The sequence below is a fragment of the Ferrithrix thermotolerans DSM 19514 genome (assembly GCF_900128965.1).
Lineage (GTDB): Bacteria > Actinomycetota > Acidimicrobiia > Acidimicrobiales > Acidimicrobiaceae > Ferrithrix > Ferrithrix thermotolerans.
In genome coordinates this window covers 1-3,349 of sequence record NZ_FQUL01000072.1, presented here as the reverse complement: position 1 = coordinate 3,349, position 3,349 = coordinate 1, and the positions used below count along the sequence as shown (strand labels likewise).

General features: G+C 52.5%; 2 protein-coding genes. Both read left to right on the top strand.

Annotation, left to right across the window (positions count from 1 at the left end):
* Positions 1-723: 723 nt before the first annotated feature.
* Positions 724-1,608: an aggregation-promoting factor C-terminal-like domain-containing protein gene (locus BUA24_RS12700; RefSeq protein WP_072792742.1), complete on the top strand. Its 885-nt coding sequence runs from the start codon at positions 724-726 to the stop codon at positions 1,606-1,608.
* The gene (locus tag BUA24_RS11555; protein ID WP_072792740.1) at positions 1,601-2,392 is read left to right on the top strand and encodes a hypothetical protein; all 792 of its coding nucleotides are present in this window, start codon (positions 1,601-1,603) and stop codon (positions 2,390-2,392) included. The genes BUA24_RS12700 and BUA24_RS11555 overlap by 8 nt, the downstream gene beginning before the upstream one ends.
* The last annotated feature ends 957 nt before the right edge of the window (positions 2,393-3,349 follow it).

Here is a 3,349-nt window from a genome sequence, read left to right as displayed (position 1 = left end):
GAAGATTTACTATAAATCGTTATAGCTGCGCGTGAAGTCAACTGCTGGAACCCTCTCCCGACGGCCCCTCAACTGTCAGCCCACCACCCTAACATCGAAATTTCTTACCGCTAGCCAAGTGGCCGTGTATCGGTAGGAACTAATAGGGTGCACATAAGGCAAGACTTTCACACGCTTTCCTCGATCCATTTCCCTACCGACGCATATCACGAATCACCCCTTGCCCGTTCAGTCTGCGGATAGACCATAAGTTCCTTCGGAAGGGCTTTCACACACGAAAGCAAGCACGTACAGTAATGGTTGCTTCGATGTGATGACACAATCCCATCCAGCAAATCCACGTCTAGAGTCCCTGGCACCCGTCAGACTCGAAAACGCAGCTTTGACACAACCCCCGTGGTGAAGAAAATCAAATACCTTGCTTCGCAAAGAAGTCGCGGGTGTGATCTCCAATGGTTTGGACAACCCGATAGAGCGGTTGAATTCCGGTCAGGTCAGGCCACCCACTAAGGCAGCATCTCACGAGTGAGCCAGTACTTACGTGGCAAGGATGCGCTGTCCGGATTGGCTCATCGGAAAGCCCAGCTTTCAATACAACCGCAGCCAGCGCCTGTCCTACAAAGGGGGACAGAAGCGCAACTATTTGTCGATTCCCGATGCTACAGTAATGCTGTTGTAATTTTAATCGTCGGATGAGCTATAACGATCGGGAAGGGGGAACCCGTGAAGTATCGGACACTTATTCTAGGGGAGGGAGCTGTATTTGCTCTAAGCCTTGTAGCAGTGATCCCGAGTACTGAAATGGAACTTGCGTCTTCTAAGAATCAAGTGCTTAAGACCACGTTGGCTGTGCCAATGAGTTTTCGCCAAGGCACGGAATCCCCTGGGACGAAACCGTCACCGGATCTGCTGGTGGGTTCAGGAGGATGCGCCGGAACTACGTTATATCCAGGACAAGCTCTTGGTTCCGGCGGCTACTTGTGTTCTTCGACTGGAGGATACACGCTCATTATGCAGACCGACGGGAACCTAGTTGAGTACAATTCCTCTGGAATTCCGTTTTGGGCAAGCGATACATACGGTGAACCGGGCAATTATGTTGTCATGCAAAGCGACGGCAACCTGGTTGTCTATTCGTCTTCAGGGCAACCACGTTGGGCTAGCGGTACCTATGGTATAGGAGGCGGGACTGCCTATCTGACAATACAGGGAGACTCCAATGTGGTGATATACGACTCCTCGGGTGCAATTTGGGCGGTACGGTGGTTCTCGCCCCAGACATACGCCTACGAGATAATGTTTCACTTTGGGTGGAGCTCCTCTCAGTGGCAGTACCTAGATGAACTCTGGCAAAAAGAAAGTAACTGGCAATGGAACGTCTGCAACGGAGGAGGAACTTATCCAACATGCAACTACTACAGCTTTGCCTATGGGATACCCCAAGCAGATCCAGGTTCCCAGATGGGTTCAGTCTGGCCTGACTGGGCAACTGATCCATTCACCCAGTTCACGTGGGGGGAGCAGCACATAGCGGCGGTATATGAGGATCCTGCCAACGCATGGTCCCACGAAGTGGAACACGGCTGGTATGGAGAGCAAAATGTATAGGGCTCAGCTCATAGTTCCGGGTCGGTTTAGGTTTATAAAGCGCATTCGGAGGTCATTGATGCTACTGGCTGTCGCCGCACCGCTGATGCTTGCGGCGTGCGCGACCATCGCTGAAACAAGCACAGCTACTTCAAGGAAGCCTGAACGCTCATTCAGTGGTTCTGATACGATTGTACTGCGCACCACACCCCCTGCATTTGCGAAAGTCGATTGGGAAAAGCTGCCCCTTCCCGGCAAGGATCTCGTGTCGCCTGGAATGTTGCCGACTGCCTTCTGCGATATGTCCCCGGTCGAAGTGTGGCCGTCCAAGAAAACAGTTGTCTTCTATCTCAAGGGCTTCGGCAACAAGCCGTTAGCAGTGCTACCGGTTAGGTGTGCTGCATACGCCCAGAGCCCGATCTCATTTCTTGTGTATCAAGGTGTGCTTGGTCACCAACCGAAGCTACTCGAGGTCCTCTATGAAGGCGAGTTATTCAAGCAGCTTCTTACCAATGGAGTTCCAACCGCTTCCGTTGCAGCACAAAAGCCCTACCCTTGGTCGGGGCTCTTCATTTGGAACGGTCCGGGGGGCGGTCCTGGTCTGAACCGCAAAGAGCTGAGTTTCGCGGTGTCAGGACGCATGCTTACCATTGGGGGGCTAGTCGTACCCGCGAACGGTCGTCCACCATATTCAGGAGATACCACTAAAGGCTACGTGTTTGCCAAGTACAGCTACATTTGGACACGCGGTTTGTTTCGTTTCATGAGTAGCACAGCTGGTGTACCACCGCTCGTTCCAAGTTAAATCATGGTCACTGTAAAACAAATTCGGTAACCATGCCCTCGGCTTCAATGCATCACTTTGCCCATTGAATCACCGTTACTCCGCAGATAAACCAACATGGGTTATTACCGACCAACGTTGGTCACCTCTATCATGCCGGTCTCGTTGCGTGCGCAAGACCGGTCCCGGCGGCAACGGCACCACCGCTTCGGACTGCCTTACCTGTGGCCCACGGTACCCTCGTGCCGCAGTCGGGGCAGGTAGCGAGCGAAGAACAGTGTCATCTACTGTCCTTCTGGCGACCATCACGTCATGAGGCTCAGATATCAGACTGGTTGCCTGGTATCTGAGCCTAGTGCCGCCGTAGGCACAGCCCGCTTGGCTCCCAGGTGGAGCGCCTTTTGTGGACTTGCTACAGTTTGACGGACAACTTTTGAGAAGGCACATAGAGCCGGAGCCGATGTCCATAATGGAGAACATGTGACCGAAGAAGAAACGCGAATTGCGGTCTTATACACCGGAATTCAAACGAGAGATCTTTTAAGAGGTGCCGTGCCGGTGATGGATCGATACTTGAGATAGCCAGGGATTTCGACTCAGGCACCATCAGCCGTCAGAAGATCGTTGCCTAAAGGCAGAAATAGATGCAGATGAACGTGACGGTTTGACAACTTAAGGAACGGGAAGAACTAAAGCCGCTTTGAGAAGGGAAAACAGGGCTCAACAGAGCGATATAGACATACTCACAGCGAGCAATGGCTCCTTTTGCCAACAAGACCCGGTGAAAATGAACCAGTTCTCACCCGAGGCGGCCAAACAAGCAGGCAACAGCACGAAACGTTGCTGTTGCCTCTATATCAGGACCTGGCCTTACGAGGGCTATGGATCGTCTTTGACAACCGGACAAAGCTCTGTATCTGAGACCGTGACGCTCGGGAGCAGCAGTGCTCCAAGAGTTTACGTATCTCATCGTCAGTG

Excerpts from the sequence above, each read along its gene's own strand:
- BUA24_RS11555 (WP_072792740.1), top strand. The coding sequence starts at position 1,601 with ATGTATAGGGCTCAGCTCATAGTTCCGGGTCGGTTTAGGTTTATAAAG.